The organism is Parasphingomonas zepuensis, from assembly GCF_036663735.1.
Lineage (GTDB): Bacteria > Pseudomonadota > Alphaproteobacteria > Sphingomonadales > Sphingomonadaceae > Sphingomonas.
Genome location: NZ_JAXOJO010000006.1, coordinates 150,047 through 166,708, shown reverse-complemented (window position 1 = coordinate 166,708; position 16,662 = coordinate 150,047). Strand labels below are relative to the sequence as shown.

The window sequence follows — 16,662 nt, the reverse complement described above, 5'->3', positions numbered from 1 at the left end:
GGGCCGGCGCGTTTACGCTCGATCCGGTGTTCTTCCTCCCGGAGTCCTGCCGAACTCCTCCCGGTGCACGAGGCTGGGAAAATGCATTCTTATGGTCAAGCGTGGCTTTGCTAATGCTCCGGATCGGGTGGAACCGTCCCGCCCCGGGTGCCCGCTGATGGTTATTTCTCGCGCACCAGTCCGGGCACCCGGCAAAGCCACAGATAGGCGATCGCCGACACCGGCAGCCCGATGAGCATCGAGATATCGGCGCCACCGATCGCCCGTGCGGCGAAGCCGGTGAACAAATGCGTCGAGAAGAACGGCACCATCGCGACAAAGCCGATCGCGTAGCTGGTCAGGCCGCGCCAGTTCCACCGGCCGTAAATGCCGTCGGGATCGAAGATGTCGGGGATGGAATATGTGCCGTGCCGGACGATGTAGAAATCGATCAGGTTGATCGCGGTCCAGGGCGTGAAAAGATACAGCAGCACCGACAGCAGCAATTCATATTGGTGCATGAAATCCCCTGATGCGGAGAAGGCCAGCAGGCTGGCGGCAGCGGTTACGATCAGCAGTGAGCCGATCCGTTCCCTGACCGTGTTGCGCAGTTTCACGAAGGAATCCGTAATGCTGAGCAGGGTCAGCGAGGCGCCGTAGAAATTGAGCGAGGTGGCCGTGATGAGGCCGGCAAAAGCCACGATCAGCAGGACCAGGCCGAAGCCGGGGAAGATCAGATCGCCGACGGCGCGCGCCGCCGCGATCACGTTCGTGCCGGGCAGCGCCGCGGCCGCGGTCGCGCCGACGAGCATCATCCACACCCCGCCGATCATTGCGCCGGCAAAGGTCCACCAGAAGGCGGCGCGCACGCCTACGTCCGGCGGCAGATAGCGGGAATAATCCGAGACATAGATCGACCAGCTGAGCTGATAGGCGGCTGCGGCGAACAGCTGGATCAGAAACGGGATCGCCGCGAACACATGAGGATCGAGCTGGCCCGCGGGCCATTCGACCACGATCGCGGCACCGACCGTGAACACCGCCAGGATCGCGATCAGGGCAAAGGCCAGCACGCGTTGCGCGCGGTGGATCAGATCATAGCCGATCAGGGCGATCCCGACCGAGGCGATGGTGAAGATGGCCATGGTCGGCCCGGTCGGCAGCCCGGCAAGCTCGTGCATCGTGTGGGCGCCGAGCACCTGGTTGAAGGCGTTGTACCCGACATAGGTCACCAGCGCGACGACCCACACCAGCAGCGCGCCGCGATAGCCGAATTGCGGCCGCGACTGGATCATCTGCGGCAGGCCGAGCTGCGGCCCCTGTGCGGCGTGGAAGGCCATGAAGAATGTGCCGAGCGCACAACCGCACAGGATCGCGACCGCCGACCAGAACATGTTCAGCCCCAGCGAAATACCCAGGGCACCAGTCGCGAGCGTGGCGAGATGCGCGTCCCCGACGAACCAGATCGGCCACAGGTGCCAGACCTTGCCGTGACGTTCCGTCAGCGGCACGAAATCGATCGAGCGGGTTTCGATGAGGGGTTGGGTCGACAAGCGGCGGACTCCCTTTTCTGGCATCAGGTGCACGCCGCACGTATACGTGCGTACACACACGCACGATGCTGCGGGGCACCGGACAGGCCCGCAAGGGGGTAAATCAGTACTGGTTCAGGCGGGGCGTCGGCGCCGTGCGGCGGGGCTCTCGCCGAATGCCCGGCGATAGGTGCGGGCAAAGGCCGAGGCTGAATCGAACCCCGTAGCGAGGGCTGCCTCCAGCACCCGCGCATCGCTTTCCTCGATCATCCGCCGGGCATGTTTGAGCCGGACGCTGCGGTAATGACCCTGGGGCGTGCTGCCGAGATGATCGCGGAACAGCCGCTCCATCTGGCGCACGGAAAGCCCGGCGCGATCGGCGAGGGCGACCGAATCGAGCGGCATTTCCAGGTTCGCCTCCATCAGCGCCACGACGGCCAGCACGGTCCGGTTGCGCGTCGCGAGGCGCAGGCCGGGCGGCATGCGCTGCTGCTCGCCCGCCGGGCGAATGCGATCATGGATCAGCTGTTCCGACACAGCGTTGGCGAAGGGCACGCCCTGAGTCCGTGCGATCCGTTCGAGCATCAGATCGAGCGCGGCCGTGCCGCCGGCACAGGTCGAGACGCGATCCCCGATGGTGTAGAGCGCGTCGGTGACCGCGATGTCGGGCCAGCGTTCCCGGAACTCCGGTGCTGCCTCCCAATGGATGCTGACTGGCCCGCGGCCGGCCAGGCCGGCCCGGGCAAGCAGCTCGATTCCGGTGTCGAGCGCGCCAAACCGGCCGCCGTCGCGCGCGAAGCGGCGCAGGATCGCGAAGTGCGCGCGGGGCAAGCCGCGCTCGGGCCGAAAGCCGGCGCAGATGACGAGAGTCCCGGGCGCTGCCAGCGCAGCGAGCGGCAGATCCGCAACGATCCGCATCCCGCTCGACGCCGCGACGGGCTGGCCGTCCGGCGAGAACAGGCGCCAGCAGAACAGCGCCCGGCCGGCGAGCCGGTTGGCGACCCGCAGGGGCTCGACCGCCGAGAAGAATGCCATCGCCGAGAACCCCTCGACGAGCAGGAAGTCGATCGACTCGGTGTGGGATGCTGCGGCGGTCATCCACGGCGAGGCTGCACAATAATGTCGTGCAATGCACGGATATTGTCGTTTTCAGTAACGACGAACCCCGCATCGGCGATCAATCTTGCGGCAACAGTTCAAGCGAGGATGCGATGCAGAGCGAGGTTTTCATTACCTGTGCGGTTACCGGCGCAGGAGAGACCGTGGACCGTCATCCCGGCGTGCCCGTAACGCCCGAACAGATCGCCAATGCCTCGATCGAGGCGGCCCAGGCGGGTGCGTCGATCGCGCATATCCATGTTCGCGATCCGGCGACGGGCAAGGGCAGCCGCGATCCGGCGCTGTACCGTGAAGTCGTGGAGCGAATCCGTGCCTCCGACACCGATGTGATCATTAACCTGACCGCGGGCATGGGCGGCGATCTGGTGTTCGGTACGGGCGAAACGCCGCTGCCGCTCAATCCCGACGGCACCGACATGGTCGGTCCGCTCGAACGCCTGATCCATGTCGAGGAATTGCTGCCGGAAATCTGCACGCTCGATTGCGGCACGATGAACTTCTCCGCCGGCGATTATGTGATGACCAACACGCCGTCCCACCTCCGCGCGATGGCGAAGCGCGTGCAGGAACTGGGCGTCCGGCCCGAGCTGGAAGTATTCGATTTCGGCCATCTGGTGTTCGTGAAGCAGCTGATCCGCGAGGGCCTGCTCGACGATCCGCTGATGATCCAGCTGTGCATGGGCATCCCCTATGGCGCGCCGGACGATCCCACGACGGTGATGACCATGGTCAACCAGCTGCCGCCCGGCGCGATCTTCAGCGGCTTCTCGATCGGCGCGCGGCAGATCCCGTTCGTCGCGATGGCAGTGCTGGCGGGCGGCAACGTCCGGGTCGGCCTGGAGGACAATCTCAACCTGTCGCGCGGCGTGCGGGCGTCCAACGGCGATCTCGTGAATCGCGCGAGGACCATCATCGAGGCGATGAACGTGCGCGTGATGGGGCCGGCCGAAGTGCGCGAGAAGCTCCAGCTGCGGAAGGCGGCGTAACCATGGCCGGGGACATCAGGCGCGTCGGGCTGGTGGGTGGCGGGGTGATCGGTGCCGGATGGGCGGCGCGCTTCCTGCTCAACGGCGTGGATGTCGCGATGTACGATCCCGATCCCGAGATCGGCCGCAAGCTGGAAACGGTGATCGACGGCGCACGGCGGGCCTGGGGCAAGCTGCTGCCGGGCCTGCTGCCGGCCGAGGGCCGGTTGCGGCTGGCGACCTCAGTTGAGGATGCGGTGAGCGACGCGGACTTCGTGCAGGAAAGCCTGCCCGAGCGCGAGGATTTGAAGATCGCCGTGCTCGCCGCGATCGATCGCGCGGCCCGGCCCGACGTGGTGATCGGATCGTCGACCTCCGGCCTGCTGCCGACCCGGCTCCAGTCCGGCATGGCGCATCCCGAACGGCTCGTCGTCGGCCATCCGTTCAACCCGGTCTATCTGTTGCCGCTGGTCGAGATCTGCGGCGGCGACGGCACTTCCGACATGACCAGGCAGCGCGCGGCGGAGATCTACACCGCCATCGGCATGCATCCGCTGCACGTGCGCAAGGAGATCGATGGCTTCATCGCCGATCGCCTGCTCGAGGCCTTGTGGCGCGAGGCGCTGTGGCTGGTGCGGGACGGCATCGCGACGACCGAGGAGATCGACGATGCCGTGCGCTACGGCGCCGGCCTGCGCTGGTCATTCATGGGCACGTTCCTGATCTACCGCATGGCGGGCGGCGAGGAAGGCATGCGGCATTTCCTGGAGCAGTTCGGCCCCGCGCTGAAACTGCCCTGGACCAAGCTGGAGGCGCCGGAGCTGACCGACGAGCTGATCGATCTGGTGGCCGGCCAGTCCGACGACCAGGCCGGCACTGCCTCGATCCGGGAGCTGGAGCGGATTCGCGACGATTCGCTGATCGCCGTCCTGTCGGCGCTACGTGGGCAGGATTACGGGGCCGGGGCGACGCTGGCCGGCTTTGCGCAGCGCCTGATGGCGGCCCTGCCGGCGCCTACGGCGACGGTCGACGAGAGCGCGCCGCTGACGCTGCACTCGGCCAGGGTTGCGGACGAGTGGATCGACTATAACGGCCATATGACCGAGCATCGCTATCTGCAGGTGTTCGGCGACACCACCGATGCGCTGTTGCGCCATATCGGCGTCGATGCCGCCTATCTGGCGGATCATGGCAGCTGGTTCATGGTCGAGACTCATATTCGTCACCTCGGTGAGACCAAGGCCGGCGACATGCTGCAGGCGACGACCCAGATTCTGGGCGCCGACGCCAAGCGGCTGCATCTGTTCCACACGCTGGTCCGTTCCGATGGCGTGCGCGTCGCGACTGCCGAGCAGATGCTCGTCCATGTCGATGCAGCCAGCGGACGTGGCGCATCCGCCACGGGTGTTCCGGCCGGACGCGTCGCTGCCCTGGCCGCGGCGCAGGCGGGGCTCGCTGCCCCCGAAGGCGCCGGCAGGCGCATCGCCATGCCACCAACGACAACCAGCTGATGAAGGAATAAGCGATGAAGCCCTGGATCGCAGCAGCACTTCTGGCGGGATCGAGCGCGGCCGCGGCGCAGGCCGAGCAGCCTTCGGTCCCGGCCATCGGCCCGATCCAGGCCGGCTTCGACGAGATAGGGGCGGCGGTGCAATCGCTGACCCTGCCGTCCGGCCGGATCGTTCATTTCACCGATACCGGGGAAGCAGGCTGGCGGCCGGTGCTGTTCGTGGGCGGCACGGGCACCAGCGCGCGGGCCGCGGGCATGACCGATTTCCTGAAGACGCTGCGCCGCCAGCTCCATCTGCGTTTCATCACCGTCGAACGGAACGGCTTCGGCGACACCGCCTATCAGGCCGATTGGGGCGTGACGGACTATGCCGGCGAAGTGAAGGCCGTGCTGGATTCGCTGAGCGTGAAGCGCTTCGCGGGTGTCGCGATCTCGGGCGGCGGGCCGTACATCGCGGCCGTGGCGTCAGCCATGCCGGAGCGGGTGATCTCGCTCCACCTGCTGGCCACCGCGGCGAGCAAGCCCGACGGTCCGCAGTGCGGCGTGCCGCTGGCGACGGTGAGCGCGCGCATCGCGCCGACCATCCAGAATCCGCAAAGCTGGTGGGACTTCCCGCAGACCAGCCCGACCCGCCGCATCCCGGGCTTCGCCGATCGCGCGTTCGAAGAGGGTGCCCGGACCTTCTTCATCCGCGGCCAGATGGGCGATCCAACCCCGGAGGCGGCCGAGATGCAGCGTTACTGCAAACCCGGTGCCGATGTTTCCAAAGTGATGGCGCCCGTCACCATCTATCAGGGCGGCAGCGATCCGCTGGTGACGATGGACCAGGCGGAATATTGGCGGAAGCATTATCCCAACGTCACCGAGCTGCGCGTCTATCCAGATGAAGGCCATGACGTGCAATATCGCCACTGGGATCAGGCGCTGATCGAGCTTGCCGGCTTCACCGGGCAGCGCGTGCTGTGCAGCGGCGGCAAGTCGATCACGGTGGCAGTAGCCGAAGCGGACAAGCGGGTCGCCGCCGGCGCGACGATCGGGATCTGCGCGTGGGCGCCGAAATGACCGCCTGATCAGGCTGCCGGCGTCTTGAGGTCGCCGGCGGCCAGATTCAGCGCATCCCATAACCACGGCGCGAACGAGCGCCAGGTCTCGACGCGGAAACGTGTGGCCGACTGTCGCCACAGTATGATCTCCACCGTTTCGAACACAGTGCGCGTCGCCCGGCCGACCGGGAAGGCCGGGAGCGAAAGATCGAGCGGGCAGCCGGTCTGGAGCAGGGCCGCGGCATTGGCCCCGTCGAGGATCAGGCCGATCGCGCGGTGGCTGACATCCGTGACGGCATGAACGCCGGCCGGGACCGGGGCAGGAGCGCCTGCCGACAGGAGCAACAGCCACTCGTCGGGCCCGAGGCACAGCGCCGTGCCATGGTCGATCTCCGCCGTCGACATGATCGCCGCGGGCAGGCCGGTGGTGTCCCGCGCGCGCAGGCTGAAGCGCGCCTGGGGCGCACCCGCGACGATGGTCACCCCGTCATGGACCGCCGGAGCGACGGGGACCGGAATCATCACCTCAACCATTCAACCGCTCGCCTTCGGGATCGTAGAAGACCGTGTCGGTCACGGTCGCCCGGTGCGTGGCGCCGGGCATCGGCACATGGATTCGCTGTCCGATCTTGGCCCGACCGCCGGCGACCAGCGCCAGCGCGATCGACCGGCCGACAGTCTCGCTCCAATAGGAGGAGGTGACATGGCCGATCATCGGCATCGGAATGGCGGCGCCGGGATCAACCACGATCTGGGCGCCTTCCTCCAGCACCAGCGCCGGATCGTCGGTCAGCAAGCCGACCAGCTGCTTGCGGTCGGGCCGCTGCAGTTCAGCGCGCGCCAGCGAGCGCTTGCCGACAAAGTCGGGCTTTTTTCGCCCGACCGCCCAGCCGATCCCGGCATCGTCCGGCGTCACGGTGCCGTCAGTATCCTGGCCTACGATGATATAGCCCTTTTCGGCGCGCAGCACGTGCATCGTCTCCGTGCCATAGGGCACGATATCGTACTTGCGCCCTTCGTCCCACAACGCTTCCCACACCATGCGGCCATAGCCGGCGGGCACGTTGACTTCGAAGCCCAGTTCACCGGTGAAGCTGACCCGGAACAGGCGGGCCGGTACGCCGCAGATCCGCCCCTGCGCATAGGCCATGTGCGGCACCGCCTCCGGCGACAGATCGATCCCCTCGACGAACGGCGCGATCAGGTCGCGGGCGCGGGGGCCCTGCACCGCGATCACGGCATATTGCTCCGTCGTCGAGGTAAGCCAGACATCTAGATCCGGCCATTCGGTCTGGAGATAATCCTCCATCATGTTGAGCACGCGGGCCGCGCCGCCGGTGGTGGTGGTGACGTGGAACCGGTCGTCGCTCAGCCGCGCCGCGACGCCGTCGTCAACGATGAAGCCATCCTCGCGCAGCAGCAGGCCATAACGGCAGCGGCCGGGCGCGAGCTGCTTCCAGGGATTGGTGTAGAGCCGGTTGAGGAATTCGGCCGAATCCGGGCCGACCACTTCGATCTTGCCGAGGGTCGACGCGTCGAACATGCCGACCGAGCGGCGCACGCCGCGGCATTCGCGGGCGACGGCGGCGTGCATGTCCTCGCTACCCTGCGGGAAATAGCGGGCGCGGCGCCACTGGGCGACATTCTCGAACACTGCACCCTTGCTCTCGGCCCAGCCGTCGATCGCCGTCTTGCGGACCGGCTGGAACAGCCCGTCCTTGGCGATGCCGGCGAGCGCGCCGAAGCCGGCGGGGGTGTAGGGCGGACGGAAGGTGGTCAGGCCGACCGAGGCCGGTGCGGCCTCCAGCGCCTGAGCCGCGATCTGCAGGCCGTTGAGGTTCGAGGTCTTGCCCTGATCCGTGGCCATGCCGTTGGTGGTGTAGCGCTTGACGTGCTCGATCGAGCGGAAGCCCTCCCGCACGGCGAGGCGGATGTCGCGCGCGGTGACATCGTTCTGGAAATCGACGAACGCCTTGACCGTCGCCGGATCGCGCGGGGAGGGCAGCATTGGCAGAGCGAGCCCGTTGCCGGGATCGATCTCGCCAGCGCAGGCGCCGACACAGGAAAGCTGCGCGACCGTGCCGGCCGGCACATAGGCGGCGAGCGCCTCCGACCAGGCGAGCGCGCCCTTGGCATGGCTCCACAGATGCACGGTGGGCGTCCAGCCGCCCGCCATCAGCAGGGCGTCGCAGGCAATGGTGCGCCGCTGCCCGCCACCATCGGCGGCGGCGACGGTGATCGCGCTGACGCGCTTGCCGCCGCGCGTGCCGATGACGACCTGGCCGGTCGCGAGCGGAATGCCGCGCCGGGCGCAGCGATCGACCAGCTCGGGCGCGATATCGGCCCGGGCGTCGACGATCGCGGCGATGGCGATGCCCGCATCGGCGAGGTCGAACGCCGCCGCATAGCCGCTGTCCAGCGTCGTCATCAGCGCGACGGCCCTGCCGACGGCGATGCCGTAGCGGTTGAGATAGGTCTGCGCGGCGCTAGCCAGCATGATGCCGGGGCGATCATTGTCGGCGAAGACCAGCGGCCGCTCGATTGCACCGGCGGCGAGGATGATGTGCTGGGCGCGGATGCGGTGCAGGCGCTCGCGCGGGCCGGTGGTGTCGTCGGGCGCCAGATGGTCGGTCAGGCGCTCGACCGCGCCGGCGAAGCCATCATGCCACAGGCCGATCGCGGTGGTGCGCGGCAGGCACTGGACGCCGCGCTCCTCCAGGGTGGCGAGCGTCGTCGCGAGCCAATCCCATTGATCCGGCTGGGCGAGCAGCTTGCCGCCGAACTCGGCCTGCTCGTCGAGGATCGTCACGCGGCCGCCGTTTGCGCTCGCTTCGAGCGCTGCGGTGAGGCCGGCGCGCCCGGCGCCGATCACCAGCACATCGACATGCGCATAGGTCGCCGCATAGCGATCCGGATCGATTGCGTCCGGCGCGCGGCCCAGCCCGGCCATGCGGCGGATCGCCGGCTCGTAGAGCTTCTCCCACGCCGAGCGCGGCCACATGAAGGTCTTGTTGTAGAATCCCGCCGGGAGCAGGCCCGAGAACAGGCCGTTGGCAGCGCCGAGATCGAAACCGAGCGAGGGCCAGCGGTTCTGCGTCTCGACTGACAGGCCGGGATGCAGCTCGATCGTCGTCGCGCGCACGTTCGGCGTGTAGCGCCCGGCACCGCGATCCACGCCCATCAGGGCGTTGGGCTCCTCCACGCTGGCGGCGAGCAGACCGCGCGGTCGGTGATATTTGAACGACCGGCCGACGAGATGGACTCCGTTGGCCAGCAGCGCCGAGGCAAGCGTATCGCCGGCGAGGCCCTGCAGCGCCCTGCCGTCGAAGGTGAAGGCGATCGGCTGGTTGCGGTCGACCCGGCCCTTGCCGGCCACGCGGTACGCGCTCACGCCGCGCCCCCGGTGTCGCGCGGTTCGCCGGCTTTATAGGTGCGCTCGAAATGGTCGCTCACCGTGTCGCGCACGGCGTTGAAGAAGCGGCCGCAGCCATGGATATGGCGCCACCGTTCGGCATGGCGGCCGCGCGCATTGGTGCGGATGTAGAGATAGCTTTCCCACTCCTGGTCGCTCAGCGAGTCGGGCCGCTCCGGGCGGGCGATATGCGCTTCGCCGGCATAGGCGAATTCGAGCTCGGGGCGGCGTTCGCCGCAATAGGGACAGTCGATCAGCAGCATCAGTGCGCCACCGCCGCAGCCGCGGCCTCGTCGATCATGCGCCCGTCGCGGAACCGCTCGAGCGTGAAGGGCGCGTTGATCGGGTGCGGCTCGTCCTTGGCGATCGTCCAGGCGAGCAGGTCCGCCGCGCCGGGCGTCGCCTTGAAGCCGCCAGTACCCCAGCCGCAATTGACGTACAGGCCCTTGACCGGCGTCTTGCCGAGGATCGGCGAACGATCGGGCGTCACGTCGACGATGCCGCCCCAGTTGCGCAGCATCCGCATCCGCCGGAAGATCGGGAAGATCTCGCAGATCGCGGCCAGCGTATGCTCGACGACATGGAGCGCGCCGCGCTGAGAGTAGCTGACATAGGCATCGGTGCCGGCGCCAATCACCAGCTCGCCCTTGTCGGACTGGCTCATATAGGCGTGGACGGTGTTCGACATCACGACACAGGGGAACACCGGCTTGACCGGTTCCGAGACGAGCGCCTGGAGCGGGAAGCTCTCCAGCGGGAAGCGCAGCCCGGCCATCTGCATGACGACCGAGCTGTTGCCGGCGGCGGACACGCCGATCTTCTTGGTGGCGATGAAGCCGCGTTCGGTCTCGACGCCCTCGACGGCACCGTCGGCGCCGCGCCGGATGCCGGTGACGGCACAGTTCTGGATGATGTCGACGCCCAGCGCGCTGGCCGCGCGGGCATAGCCCCAGGCGACCGAATCGTGCCGCGCGGTGCCGCCGCGCCGCTGCAGCGCCGCGCCCAGCACCGGATGGCGGGCAGTCGGCGAGATCGACAGGGGCGGGCAATAGGCCTGGGCTTCCTCGGGCGTCAGCCATTCATTGTCGACGCCGTTCAGCCGGTTCGAATGGATGTGCCGCTTGAAGCTCTGCACGTCGTGCACATTGTGCGCGAGCATCATCACCCCGCGCTTCGAGTACATGACGTTGTAGTTGAGCTCCTGGCTCAGTCCGTCCCACAGCTTGACGGCGTGGTCGTAGAGGAAGGCGCTTTCGTCATAGAGATAGTTGGAGCGGATGATCGTGGTGTTGCGCCCGGTATTGCCGCCGCCCAGCCAGCCCTTTTCGATGACCGCGACATTGGTGATGCCGTGCTTCCGGGCGAGATAATAGGCCGCGCCCAGGCCATGCCCGCCGGCACCGACGATGACGGCATCATAAGCGGGCTTGGGGCTGGCATTGGGGAATTGTTCGGGCCAGTCCTTGTGATGGCCGAGCGCCTTCGCGACCAGGCTGACCGCGCTGAACTTGGTCATGCGCGATTATGCTCCAGCGCGTCGCGCGAGCGGTCGACGTAAAAGTCCTTGAAGAACTCGACCAGCTTTTCCTCGGTCGAATAGGGACCTTCGCGATAACCGTCGCCGGCGATGCCCTGATGATTGATCTTGGCGAGATGGGAATCCTGCCGGTTCGTGGCGCGCCACACCGCCGCGAGATTATCCGAGTCATAATCGACGCCTTCCTCGGCATCCTCATGCACCAGCCAACTCGTGCGCAGCAGCGTCTTGTCGGCGGCGAGCGGCACCAGCGAGAAAGTGACGACATGGTCGCAGCAGAAATGGTGCCAGCTGTTGGGCTGAGTCCAGACCGAGAGGCTAGAGGAGTTGGGTTCGGTGAAGGGGCCGATCAGCTTCCGCGACGCGACCTGGCCATCCATCGTCTGGCTGAAGGCGCCGCCGGCCAGCGGCAGCCGTGCGACACGGTGCCACCACTGGTCGGGAAACTCGATCAGATCATGATAGATGCCGAGCTGTTTCCACGAATCCCGCTCGGCGTTGATCACCTCTAGGAACGGATCGACGCGCTCGCCACCGTCAACCACGTCCTCCGGCAGTCCCTTGCCGAAGCCGTTCGAGCCGAGACAGGCAAGGAGTTCGGGATGATTGGCCTCGCAATGGTAGCATTCGCGATTATTCTCCATCACGAGCTTCCAGTTGGCGTCCTCGATCAGATCGTCCTGCACCGCGACCTTGCAGCGCTCAAGATCATAGATCCCGATCTGGGCTTCGATATCGGCCTTCACCCGGTCGATCGGCGGCGGCGCGTCGCTGAGGCAGACGAACAACAGGCCGCCGATATTTTCGAGCGCGACCGGGATCAGCCCGAAGTCCTTCTTGTCGAAGTCCTCCGCCATCGAGCGCGCGGCCAGCAGCCGTCCGTCCAGGCCGTAGGTCCACATGTGATAGGGGCACATCAGGCGCGGGGCGTTGCCGGTCTGCGCGCTGCATACCCGCGCACCGCGATGGCGGCAGCTATTGTGGAACGCGCGCACCGTGCCGTCGCGGCCCCGCACGATAATCACGGAATTATGCGCCATCTCGAACAGGAACCAGTCGCCCGGCTTCTTCACATGCGCGACGGTGCAGGCGTAGAGCCAGACCGAGGGCAGCATCACCCGCGTGTCGAACTCGAAGGCTTCCTGGCCGACATAGAGCTGCTGGGGCAAGGTGTAGCCGGGGCGGACCTGCTTCAGCAGGGCCGGGATTGCATCAAAGGGCATCGTCATCCGCGAAGCCTTTCATTGGCTGGGTCGAACGGGGAGTCCGCGATCACCGTCGCGCGGTGGGGCGTGCCGAGGACGACGATCTCCACCTCGGTGCCGGGCGTCGCGAGATCGGGGCGGAGCATCGCCAGCGCCAGGCTCTTGCCGGTGCGCCAGCCATAGCCGCCTGAGGTGGCGCGGCCGACCAGCGCGCCGTCCAGCAGGATCGGTTCGGCGCCGCGGGCATCGGCATCAGTCACGTCATGCACTTCGAGCGTCACCAGCGTGTTGTTTTCGCCCTTTTCGCGGCGAGCGAGCAGGGCGTCGCGACCAAGATAGCCGGTTTTCTTTGAATCGACGAACCGGTTGAGGCCGCTTTCGAACGCCGAATATTCGACCGACAATTCGCGCGGGATCAGCTTGTAGCTCTTTTCCAGCCGCATCGAATCCATCGCGCGGATGCCGAACGGCCTCAGATCGTCGCCGCCGGCCTCGAACAATGCATCGAAGATGTAGTTCTGCATCTCGATCGGATGGTGAATCTCCCAGCCGAGTTCGCCGACGAAGTTCACGCGCAGGGCATCCACCTGCGCCACCCCAATGCTGATCCGCTGGCCGGTCAGCCAGGGGAAGGCGGCGGTGGAAAGATCGGCATCGGTGAGCTTGGCCAGGATATCGCGCGACCTGGGGCCGGCGAGGACCAGCACGCCCATCGCCGTTGTCAGGCGCTCGAAACTGACCGATCCGTCGCGCGGCATCGCCTTTTTGAGATAATCATGGTCGATCTTCTCATAGGCGCCCGCCGAAACGAGATAGAAGCGCTGCGGCGCCGTCTTGTAGACGGTGAATTCGCTGCGCACGCCGCCGTTAGTGGTCAGCAGATAGCTCAGCGTGACGCGCCCGACCTTTTTCGGCACCGCATTGGTCAGGAGGCCGTCGAGCCATGCCTCGGCGCCCGGCCCGCTGATCTCGCACTTGGCGAAGGCGGTCATGTCGAGCAGCCCGGCCTTGTCCGTCACATGCGCGATCTCGGCGCCGACATGCGGGAAATAGTTCGACCGGCGGAAAGACCATTGCTCGCGGATCGGCGCGTTGCCGTCGGGCCGGGGATAGTTGGCGTTGAGCAGGACGTCTGGGCGGACCAGATCGTCGGGCCCGAGCGCATAGCCCGTCGGCGCGAACCAGTTGGGGCGCTCCCAGCCGAACACGGTGCCGAACACGGCGCCCATGGCCTTCATCCGGTCATGGCACGGCGCCCGGCGCAGGCCGCGCGCGCCTTCGCGCTCCTCATCGGGATAATGGACGGTGAAGACCTTGGCATAGGCCTCCTCATTCTTGGTCTTGAGATAGCCGAAGCCGGCGTAATCGCCGAAGCGGCGCGGATCGACGCCCATCATGTCGATCGTCGGCTCGCCGTCGATGATCCAGTGCGCGAGCTGCCAGCCGGCGCCACCAGCGGCGGTGATGCCGAAGCTATGGCCTTCGTTCAGCCAGAAGTTCCGCAGGCCAGCCGCCGGGCCGACGATCGGGCTACCGTCCGGCGTATAGGCGATCGCGCCATTATAGATGCGCTTGATGCCGACTTCGCCAAAGGCGGGCACACGGTTGATCGCCGCCATGATATAAGGCTCTAGCCGCTCCAGATCGTCCGGAAACAGCTCATATTCGGAATCCGCAGACGGGCCCTTCGGATAGCAGATCGGCGCGCCGAGTTCGTACGGGCCGAGCAACAGGCCACCGGCTTCCTCCCGCATGTAATAACTCGCATCGCTCTCGCGCAGCACGCCCATTTCCGGCAGGCCAAGGCGCTTGCGCTCCATGATCGCGGGATGCTGCTCGGTCACGATATATTGATGCTCTACCGGGATGACCGGCACGTCGAGGCCGACCATCGCACCCGTCTGCCGGGCGAAGTTGCCGGTCGCGGAGACGACGTGCTCGCAGGTCACGTCGCCCTGGTCGGTCGAGACGAGCCACTCGCCGTTCGGTTGCCGGGTGATCGCGGTCACGACGGTATTGCGGTGGATCGCAGCGCCCATCTGCCGCGCCCCGCGAGCGAACGCCTGGCTGAGATCGGCCGGCTGGATATAACCATCGGCCGGGTGGCGGATCGCGGCGAGCACACCGCTGGTGTCGGCCAGCGGCCAGATTTCCTTGAGCTCTTCGGGCGTCAGCAGATCGACGTCCACGCCGATCGTCCGCGCGACGCCCATATAATAAAGATATTCGTCCAGCCGGTCCTGGGTGCAGGCCAGGCGGATATTGGAGACGTTGGAGAAACCGACATTGAGGCCCGTCTCCGCCTCGAGCGTCGGATAGAGGCCGACCGAATATTGGTGCATCTTGCCGACGGAGTAGCTGAGGTTGAACAGCGGCAGCAGCCCCGCGGCGTGCCAGGTCGAACCGGAGGTCAGTTCCTTGCGCTCGATCAGCATGACGTCCGACCAGCCGAGTTTCGCCAGATGGTACAGCGTTCCCAGGCCGACGACGCCGCCACCGATCACAACTACCCGCGCGTGAGTTTTCAAGGTTTCGTTCCCTCCGGGACGACGTCGGAGCACCCCGCCGGCATCGTGAGCATCGTTGTGAGGCGTATGGCGTCGATTGACGACATAAGTGTTGCTAATCGGATGCGCGGGCGGGAACCTCGACGATCGCGGGCACATGCCTCCATTCGGACAGCGCCCGTACGAGGTCGGCGCCGGCCAAGCCGATCGTCGCGGTGTTGCGCAGCGGATGGACATTGACCTGCCCGGCCTCGGCGACAGCCTTGTCCAGCACCACCGTCACCAGGCCGCCGCCGTCGTTGCGCGCTGCCAGCGGGGTGACCGATCCGGGCGCGATGCCGAGCAGATCCTGCAGGAACTCGGCGCTGCCGAAGGAGAGCTTGCGCGATCCGATAACGGCCGGCAGCGCCTTCAGATCGACGCGCATCTCGGCCGGAACCGTGACGAGCCAGAATCGTCCGCCGGCATCCTTCAGGAACAGGTTCTTCGTGTGGACGCCCGGCATCGCGGCGTGGACCGCGTCGCTCTCGTCGACGGTGAACACGGCGACATGTTCATGGGCATGCCAGGAGATGCCCAGCGCCGCGAGCGCCTCCCGCAACGGCTTGTCTTCATCCATCATGCGTTCATCGGCAGTCGGCGACATTTCAGTGGGGTCTCCCTCAGAATTATCCGGATGGCGGCGCCGTCCCGCGACGGCAAGTGTAGCGCTGCAGGATTAGCGTGTCTTATAGTATGACGTAGCGGCTGCGATCGCGCGGTGGCTTTGCAGGATTGGATCGGGCTAGATGAGCAGGTCAAGGCATCCGTTGGAGAGGGTGGTCGACGGCATCATCGTGATCGGAGGAACCCCCTCATGAAGCTGCCGTCCGGATTCGACCTTTCCTCGATCGAGGTCTTCATGCTGACCGCCGAACTCGGCGGCATGACTCAGTCGGCATCCCATCTGCGAATGACTCAGTCCGCCGTGTCGCAGACGATCTCCAAGCTGGAGGCGGCGCTCGACACGAGGCTGTTCGACCGGTCGATGCGGCCGCTCGCGCTGACCCCTTCGGGCAAATTGCTGTTTCGCGACGGATCCCGGCTGCTGTCTGCTGCGAAGGGGCTGATGCGCGAGGTCCGCGAGGGAAGCGCGCAACCATTCGATTGCGTGACCATCGCGATGGCCGAGAGCCTGGCCAATCACCTTACCGCGCCATTGCTCCAGGCATGCGGCAACCGGGTGCAGCGCTGGCGGATGCGGTCCGGCATTTCGTTGCTCCAGCATCACGAGTTTCTCGCCCGCAAGCTGGACATGCTGGTGACGGGCAGCAGCCAGCTGGAGGATGTCGAGGATGTCGAGCACCATCCGATCATGGAGGAGAGCTTCATCGTTATCGCGCCGGCCAGCTATTCCGGCCTGCTGGAGGGCATCGAGTATCTCGCCGATCAGCCGTTCATCCGCTACTCGCTGCTGTCGGCGATGGGCCAGCGGATCGAGCATCAGCTGACGCGCATGCGCCTGAAGCTGCCCAATGTGCTCGAAGTGGATTCGACGATGCAGCAGCTCAGCGCCGTGGTCGCCGGGCTGGGCTGGAGCATCACCACGCCCTTGTGCCTGGCCAGCCACCCGGACCTGCTCGACCAGATGGTCATCTTCCCGATGCCGCGCGCCCAGTTTCGCCGCCGCATCCAGCTCGTGGCGCGGCGCGGCGAATTCGGCGATCTGCCGCGCGAGATTGCAGCACACGCGCGCGCCATTCTCCGTACGAGCAGGGTCGGCGCGCTGGCGCAGCATTATCCCTGGCTGTCCTCGAGCGTTGAATGGCCGGAAGAGAGCGCTGCGTTGGCGAGCTAGTGGTCAAAACCTGATT

At 66.5% G+C, this 16,662-nt stretch carries 13 protein-coding genes; 4 read left to right on the top strand and 9 right to left on the bottom strand.

Annotation, left to right across the window (positions count from 1 at the left end):
- Window positions 1-161: 161 nt before the first annotated feature.
- Window positions 162-1,532 (bottom strand): purine-cytosine permease family protein, encoded by a 1,371-nt coding sequence (locus tag U1769_RS21290; protein WP_332720040.1) that lies wholly within the window; start codon window positions 1,530-1,532, stop codon window positions 162-164.
- 114 nt (window positions 1,533-1,646) lie between these two features.
- A complete protein-coding gene (locus U1769_RS21285; RefSeq protein ID WP_332720039.1) occupies window positions 1,647-2,609 on the bottom strand; it encodes a GlxA family transcriptional regulator in 963 nt (320 codons plus the stop codon).
- A gap of 113 nt (window positions 2,610-2,722) precedes the next feature.
- On the opposite strand from U1769_RS21285, the gene U1769_RS21280 reads away from it, so the two are divergent.
- The 3 genes from U1769_RS21280 to U1769_RS21270 are packed head-to-tail and all read left to right on the top strand — an operon-like array spanning window position 2,723 to window position 6,167.
- Window positions 2,723-3,616 carry a beta-keto acid cleavage family enzyme gene (locus U1769_RS21280; RefSeq protein WP_332720038.1) on the top strand — a complete coding sequence of 298 codons (894 nt, stop codon included), beginning with the start codon at window positions 2,723-2,725 and terminating at the stop codon, window positions 3,614-3,616.
- Window positions 3,617-3,618: 2 nt separating this feature from the next.
- Window positions 3,619-5,106, top strand: a complete 1,488-nt coding sequence (locus U1769_RS21275) for a carnitine 3-dehydrogenase (protein WP_332720037.1) — start codon at window positions 3,619-3,621, stop codon at window positions 5,104-5,106.
- A gap of 14 nt (window positions 5,107-5,120) precedes the next feature.
- Window positions 5,121-6,167: an alpha/beta fold hydrolase gene (locus tag U1769_RS21270; RefSeq protein WP_332720036.1), complete on the top strand. Its 1,047-nt coding sequence runs from the start codon at window positions 5,121-5,123 to the stop codon at window positions 6,165-6,167.
- 8 nt (window positions 6,168-6,175) lie between these two features.
- Here the strand turns inward: U1769_RS21270 and U1769_RS21265 are convergent, their stop codons facing one another.
- From U1769_RS21265 to U1769_RS21235, 7 genes are all read right to left on the bottom strand, one after another.
- Entirely contained in the window at window positions 6,176-6,682 is a 507-nt protein-coding gene (locus U1769_RS21265) for a sarcosine oxidase subunit gamma (protein ID WP_332720035.1), read from the bottom strand.
- A complete protein-coding gene (locus U1769_RS21260; RefSeq protein ID WP_332720034.1) occupies window positions 6,675-9,539 on the bottom strand; it encodes a 2Fe-2S iron-sulfur cluster-binding protein in 2,865 nt (954 codons plus the stop codon). The genes U1769_RS21265 and U1769_RS21260 overlap by 8 nt, the downstream gene beginning before the upstream one ends.
- Window positions 9,536-9,823 (bottom strand): sarcosine oxidase subunit delta, encoded by a 288-nt coding sequence (locus U1769_RS21255; RefSeq protein WP_332720033.1) that lies wholly within the window; start codon window positions 9,821-9,823, stop codon window positions 9,536-9,538. The genes U1769_RS21260 and U1769_RS21255 overlap by 4 nt, the downstream gene beginning before the upstream one ends.
- Window positions 9,823-11,076, bottom strand: coding sequence for a sarcosine oxidase subunit beta family protein (locus tag U1769_RS21250; protein ID WP_332720032.1), 1,254 nt, complete (start codon window positions 11,074-11,076; stop codon window positions 9,823-9,825). Before U1769_RS21250 ends, U1769_RS21255 begins: the two co-directional genes overlap by 1 nt.
- Entirely contained in the window at window positions 11,073-12,326 is a 1,254-nt protein-coding gene (locus tag U1769_RS21245) for an aromatic ring-hydroxylating oxygenase subunit alpha (RefSeq protein ID WP_332720031.1), read from the bottom strand. The genes U1769_RS21250 and U1769_RS21245 overlap by 4 nt, the downstream gene beginning before the upstream one ends.
- Window positions 12,323-14,830 (bottom strand): GcvT family protein, encoded by a 2,508-nt coding sequence (locus U1769_RS21240; RefSeq protein ID WP_332720030.1) that lies wholly within the window; start codon window positions 14,828-14,830, stop codon window positions 12,323-12,325. The genes U1769_RS21245 and U1769_RS21240 overlap by 4 nt, the downstream gene beginning before the upstream one ends.
- Before the next feature lie 94 nt (window positions 14,831-14,924).
- Entirely contained in the window at window positions 14,925-15,455 is a 531-nt protein-coding gene (locus U1769_RS21235; protein ID WP_332720029.1) for a prolyl-tRNA synthetase associated domain-containing protein, read from the bottom strand.
- A gap of 210 nt (window positions 15,456-15,665) precedes the next feature.
- Between U1769_RS21235 and U1769_RS21230 the strand changes: the two genes are divergently transcribed.
- Window positions 15,666-16,646, top strand: a complete 981-nt coding sequence (locus U1769_RS21230) for a LysR family transcriptional regulator (protein ID WP_332720028.1) — start codon at window positions 15,666-15,668, stop codon at window positions 16,644-16,646.
- Window positions 16,647-16,662: the final 16 nt, after the last annotated feature.